At 44.9% G+C, this 6000-nt stretch carries 5 protein-coding genes; 1 reads left to right on the top strand and 4 read right to left on the bottom strand.

What is annotated here, in order from left to right:
* Positions 1-275 precede the first annotated feature (275 nt).
* The 4 genes from MSG34_RS16975 to MSG34_RS16960 form a co-directional block, all read right to left on the bottom strand.
* A complete protein-coding gene (locus tag MSG34_RS16975; RefSeq protein WP_248338695.1) occupies positions 276-1598 on the bottom strand; it encodes a CoA-disulfide reductase in 1323 nt (440 codons plus the stop codon).
* A gap of 77 nt (positions 1599-1675) precedes the next feature.
* The gene (locus MSG34_RS16970) at positions 1676-3082 is read right to left on the bottom strand and encodes a cation:dicarboxylase symporter family transporter (protein WP_248338693.1); all 1407 of its coding nucleotides are present in this window, start codon (positions 3080-3082) and stop codon (positions 1676-1678) included.
* Positions 3083-3119: 37 nt separating this feature from the next.
* Entirely contained in the window at positions 3120-3503 is a 384-nt protein-coding gene (locus tag MSG34_RS16965) for a RidA family protein (RefSeq protein WP_017111552.1), read from the bottom strand.
* Between the two features lie 24 nt (positions 3504-3527).
* On the bottom strand, positions 3528-4193 hold the full coding sequence (locus MSG34_RS16960) for a PAS domain-containing protein (RefSeq protein ID WP_065676814.1): 666 nt from the start codon (positions 4191-4193) through the stop codon (positions 3528-3530).
* Positions 4194-4601: 408 nt separating this feature from the next.
* On the opposite strand from MSG34_RS16960, the gene MSG34_RS16955 reads away from it, so the two are divergent.
* Complete coding sequence (locus MSG34_RS16955) at positions 4602-5831, top strand: MFS transporter (RefSeq protein ID WP_248338691.1); 1230 nt, start codon at positions 4602-4604, stop codon at positions 5829-5831.
* The last annotated feature ends 169 nt before the right edge of the window (positions 5832-6000 follow it).

The raw sequence follows: 6000 nt of genomic DNA, 5'->3' as shown, positions 1-6000 counted from the left end.
TGGTCGAAAGCACCGGTCTTGAAAACCGGCAACCGTTAATAGCGGTTCTAGGGTTCAAATCCCTATCCCTCCACCACCATTGAAAAGCCCGCTGAGAAATCAGCGGGCTTTTTTTCGTCTTGAGCTTGGTAAAAGAACCGTTGAATACTTCAAAGCGGAAGATTACCCGTTGGTTAAACATCGGTGTTTGGCGTTAAGGCAAAAAAAAGCAGAGCTTAATCGCTCTGCTTTGATGTTGAAATGAATATTCTTTGGGACTAGTACAATCAGTTCGCTTACTTAGCGACGTTACCTGCCACGTTTAGAGCATCCCATGTACGTGAAAATGGGGGAGCGTAACAGAAATCCATGTAGCCTAATTGTTGTGTGGTCATCTTAGCGGTGATAGCAACTGCTAGTGCGTTAATACGGCCAACCGCTCCTTTCTTACCTACTATCTCACCACCTAGAAGAACCTTAGTCTCTGGGTGATAAACCAACTTCACCTTGATGTCTTCTTGGCCTGGGTAGTAATCCGTTTGGTTCTTATCTGAAATCGTTGATACTTTCACATCTAAGCTGTGTTCTTTCGCCAGAAGCTCGGATACGCCTGTACACGCTAGTTCGTAATCGAGAACTTTCAAACAAGATGAACCTAAGAAGCCTGACATGTAAGTGTCTTTTCCTGCTAGCTTGTCTGCCATCATGCGCGCTTGCTTGTTGGCTGTGGTTGCTAGAGGAACATAAACGGGTTTGCCTAATGCCATATGATGGACGACAGCACAGTCACCTACTGCGTGGATGTAAGCATCTTCAGTGGCACCATATTCATTCACCAACAGAGCGCCATTTGCTGCTTTTGGTAGTTCGAATGCTTCAGTGTTTGGTTTGAAGCCGAGTGACAGGATAACGACATCAGCTTCTACATTGCCGCTATCGGTTTCTACGATGTAACCACCTTGCTCGGCATCGCGAATCGCAGACACGCTGCAACCGGTTTTTAGCTCTGCACCGGATTCACGAATTGCACCTTCGACAACTTCAATGATCTCTGGGCTGAACTGACGGCTCATGATGTGCTGTTCACGTTCGATGATCGTCACGTGTTTGTCTAAGCCGTGCGCTGCATCGAATACTTCCAGCCCGATAAAGCCTGCGCCAATGACACACACGCGTTGTTTACTATCGTCTTTAAGCGCTTGTTTGACTGCTAAGCCATCTTCCATGCTTGTTAGTGTGTATACGTGTTCTGGACTGAATTCACCGAATGAGGGCACAATTGGACGTGCGCCTGTCGCAATCACCAACATATCGTAATCGATAGTACTCTCTACGTTTTGGTAACGCACCGTAATCTGTTTTTCAGTACAGTCGAACGACACCATTTCCGTTTCTACACGAACATCTAAACCAGATTTGATGGCTTGTTCTGGCGTACGAGAGATCATTCGCTCGGTGTCATCAAACATGCCGCCTGCAAAGTAAGGTAAGCCACAGGCTCCGAAAGAGATGTAGTTACGCTTATCTAAAACGATGACTTCGTCTGATGGTTGATTACGTTTGTATTTTGCTGCGAAACTCATACCCGCGGCGCTACCGCCTATAACAACAACTTTCATATTTACTACCTAAATAACCTGAACTCAGGAAAAACAGAAGAGCACTCAAGTGGAGTGCTCTTAATTAAGTTTGAGAATTATACTGCTGCTTCTTTTGATACTGTCGCTGTAACGTCAGCGTCGTATTGTTCAGTATCCAATGAGCCATTCTTCTTCGCTGTAAGAACGCCTGACAACATAGAGCCTGAGATGTTCAGCGCTGTACGAGCCATGTCAATTAGCGCTTCTATAGACACTAGAATCGCGACTACTGTGATGTCTAGACCCATGATGGTCAGTACCGCTACTGCTGCGAACGTTGCACCACCACCAACACCTGCGATACCGAATGAAGCAATTGCGATAACAGCGATCAGTTGTAGGATGAAGCTCAAGTCTACAGGCATGCCCATTACTTGTGCCGCCATGATTGCTAGCATAGCTGGGTAGATACCTGCACAACCGTTTTGACCGATACTGGTACCAAATGTCGCTGACATGTTTGCTGTTTCTTCGTCTACACCTAGGCGTTGAGTTTGTGTTTCAACGTTTAGTGGGATAGCTGCCATGCTTGAGCGAGAACCGAAACCGAATACTAATACTGGCCAGATTTTCTTCATGAACTTAGCAGGAGAAAGACCGAACATGGACACCATGACGAAGTGGATGCCGAACATAACGCCAATTGCTACGTAGCTTGCTAGAAGGAAGCGTCCCATCTCTGCAAGTGCGAACAGGTCGTTGGTCATCATGAACGTAGTCATCAGAGCGAATACACCGTAAGGCGTTAGCTTCAGAATTTCACGTACCATTGAAAGCACCACTTCTTTTGCAGAGTTGATGAAATCAACGAAGTTTTGCACTTTCTCTGGCTTACGGTTTTTCACTTGAAGGATACAGTAACCAAGGAACATACCGAACAGTACAGTTGATAACGTAGAAGTACGTTGAGAACCCGTTAGCATGTCGAAGATGTTGGTTGGAATGATAGACAGAGCCATGCCAGACAAACCACTGCTTGCCATTGCATCTTGTGTTGCTACCAGTGAATCACCGCGAGCTTCAATCGCGCTGTTTGTGCCGATAGTGCTTACTAGTGCGTTCGCATCGATACCAAATAGGTAAATACTTGCGATACCAACGGCTGCTGAGACTGCACAAGTGAAAAGTAGAATACCGATGATTTTTGGTGCGATACGAGATAGCGCGCCGCCGCCTTCAACGTTCATGATCGAAGAGATCATCGCCACGAATACCAGTGGGATAACGATCATTTGTAGAAGTTTGATGTAGCCTTTACCGAACACCGAAATCAGTTCAGCAAAGCCAGATGTCGCAACGTTGCCGACACCGAAAACAAGTTGAATTGCGCCACCGAACAGCAAGCCAGCAGCAAGCGCACTCAGTACGCGGAAGTTAAAACTTTTCTTTTGCTTTTTGAAGTTCGACAACAGTGCGTAGAACCCAAAGAACAGTACGCTTAATGCGATAAATGAAACGCTCATGAGAATCTCCTATGATACCCATTAATACCTAAGTCGGTTATTTTTTGTATGCGATGGCTTCAACTTCAACCAGTGCGTCTTTTGGTAGTCGTGCTGCTTCAACACAAGAGCGAGCAGGTGCGTTCTCTGTACCAAACACCTCTGTGTACACTTCGTTAAAGGCAACGAAGTTCTCCATGTCTGATAAGAAGCAGGTTGTCTTAAGCACTGTGTCCAGTCCCGCATTACTCGCTTCTAATACCGCTTTTAAGTTTTCTAGCGACTGACGAGCCTGCTCTTTGATGCCGCCCTCAACAAACTGCATCGTTTCTGGAACGAGAGGTAATTGGCCTGATGTATAAACCATGTCGCCGTAAGACGTACCTTGTGAGTAAGGGCCGATAGCTGCAGGTGCTTGTTCAGTGGCAATGATCTGTTTCACGATGTAACTCCTAAATTATTGGTTTTATTCTGATTTAAATTCACGGATAAACTTGTAAACCGCCTGTCGGCTGATCCCAAGTTGCTCTGATACTTGTGTAGTCGTCTCTTTTAGCTCAAATACTCCGTTATCAAATAAACAACGAATGATGGCTTTATTGCGACCTTTGGAAGAAACCGACTCGTCTTGGTCAACCTCGTTAATGGCTGAACTCAGTGCTTGTTGAATCACGTCGTTTGCATTGTTGCTGAATGTCTCGCTGACAATGGCTTGCGGCACATTGCACTGCGGCATCAGCGTTTTGACGATTTCTGGAAATGGGAAAGATAAGTTCATGTTGATACACAGCATGCCGATCGGTTTTTGTTGTGGACCAGCCAGTACGCAGGTAGTCGATTTCAGTAGGGATCCGTCTGCTGCATTGGTGAAGTAGCTTTTTGGAGAAACTTCGCCAGTCTTCTCGAATGCACTCCACATGCGTAAACCTAAATCGGTGATCGGTGAACCAATTTCACGCCCCGTATGATGACCATTGACGATCTTCACGACTGAGTTTTCTAAGCTTTCAAATGAATGGATGACTACTTCACAGTAGGGGCCAATCAAATCGGCAATTGTGTCTGCTAAGCGGAAGTAATTGCTTAAGCATTCTCTGTCTTCATCGGTGAATCGAACTTGTTTTACATTCATGATTTCGGTTTACATTTTTGAACTCAATGACTGAAATCTACTCCTTTGGTGGTATTTCCACAATACGCAGTAAACTTCTGTAAACCTGATGTAAACGTCTAAAACATCAACAAATCGTAAGTTTTAGAGCTAAATCACGAACGAAATTTGAACGTGATCACTCGAAATAGGTAAATTGGGTTTAATTTCTTAAACTTCATCAAGGTTTACATATTTAAAACCAAAGGTTGCGTTATTGAATGTTTTGATGATCTAGGACAAGTTCTACATTCAGCTGAAAACACGCTTCGCAAACTATTCATCTGGTTTTCTTTAGATTGTCACTTTTGAGCGATAGGGTTAGCGGGTAGTACTGTCTTTTACTATAACTGTATTTAAATTATTCGAATTTTCTAGAAGTGTGGATTTATGAACAAAGCGGTTTGGGGTTTAGCCCTCGGTCAGACGTTGCTCTGGTGTTGTCTCTATTACGTTTTTCCGGCGATGCTTCTACATTGGGAGCAAGTACACGACTGGAGTCGGTCTGAATTCATGTTAGGGCTGACGCTGGCGGTTGGCGTGTCTGCCATTGCGGCTTTGCCTGCTGGGCGCTTAATTGACAAAGGTTATGGCGCACTGATGATGACGGTTTCGGCAGTTATTGGTGGATTGCTTCTGTTCTTGGTTAGCTTGGTAGAACAACTTGCTTGGTTTTACTTGCTCTGGGGATTGATGGGAATCGCAATGGCGGGTTGCCTTTATGAACCTTGTTTTGCCTTTCTGATTCGTAGCTTAAAAACCAAAGCCAAGCGTGCGATCACCATGATCACTTTGGTAGCAGGCTTTGCGAGTACCATTTGTTTTCCAACAGTTCATTACTTAGCTCAGCATTACGGCCCAACGATGACATTGCAGATTTTTTCCGGAGTCGTTTTGTTTGTCGCCGCTCCGTTACTGTTCATCAATACTAAATCGCTTGCTCGGTTTAATTTACCTTCCAACGCTGACGATCTGCCACAAGTTCCTCCGACGGTCTCACAAGGTTCAAGCGATCGTTTTAGTTCTGCTTCATATCTATCTAACCCAATGTTTTGGCTGCTTGCTTGTGGTTTCTCTATGCTCGCGCTTAATCATGGTGTGGTGTTAAACCATCTATTGCCATTATTAGATGAGCGCAATGTTCCTGATGACTTAGCAATATTGGTGATCTCTTTGATAGGTCCAATGCAGGTCGCCGGGCGTGTAATGTGGTTGTTGGTTGATAAACACTGGTCAATCATGCGGATCACCGTTGCGTGTTTTATGAGTATCTGTTGTGCGACCTTGTGTTTGATTCTGTCTGAGAACGTTCTGTATCTGGTGTTTGGTTTTGTGCTCTTACAGGGTTCCGCTTACGGTGTGATGAGTATTGTGAAGCCTTTAACGACTCGTGAGGTAATGGGGGAGGCTAACTTTGGTTCTTTGGCGGGCGCAATGGCGGTGCCTTATTTGCTAGCATTTGCTTTGTCGCCATACTTTGGCGCGGTTATCTGGCAGATGGGAGGCTATCAATGGGTACTGTGGAGTATCTTTGGTAGTGCAGTTGTTGGTTTTGTCTCTATAGTCACAGTATCAAGGTTACATTTAGCTCGCTCTCAACCGTCTTTATCGAAAATATAAGGTTTACTGACAACGTAGTCTTTTCCGACAACATAGAGTGCCGTCGATTTGGACTTTGACCAACCTGTGTTGTTATCGCTTCAAAATGAATCACTTTGAGCACTCCTTTATGGGGTGCTTTTTTGTATGTGAATTTGGCAGCTATTGGAGGTGTGTATCTATCGCTTGG

The organism is Vibrio sp. 1CM2L (assembly GCF_023161695.1).
Taxonomy (GTDB): domain Bacteria; phylum Pseudomonadota; class Gammaproteobacteria; order Enterobacterales; family Vibrionaceae; genus Vibrio; species Vibrio coralliirubri.
Note: the sequence above shows the minus strand (reverse complement) of the source record. Positions and strands in the feature narration are given on the sequence as shown.

Excerpts from the sequence above, each read along its gene's own strand:
- MSG34_RS16955 (WP_248338691.1), top strand. The coding sequence starts at position 4,602 with ATGAACAAAGCGGTTTGGGGTTTAGCCCTCGGTCAGACGTTGCTCTGG.
- MSG34_RS16960 (WP_065676814.1), bottom strand. The coding sequence starts at position 4,193 with ATGAATGTAAAACAAGTTCGATTCACCGATGAAGACAGAGAATGCTTA.
- MSG34_RS16975 (WP_248338695.1), bottom strand. The coding sequence starts at position 1,598 with ATGAAAGTTGTTGTTATAGGCGGTAGCGCCGCGGGTATGAGTTTCGCA.
- MSG34_RS16970 (WP_248338693.1), bottom strand. The coding sequence starts at position 3,082 with ATGAGCGTTTCATTTATCGCATTAAGCGTACTGTTCTTTGGGTTCTAC.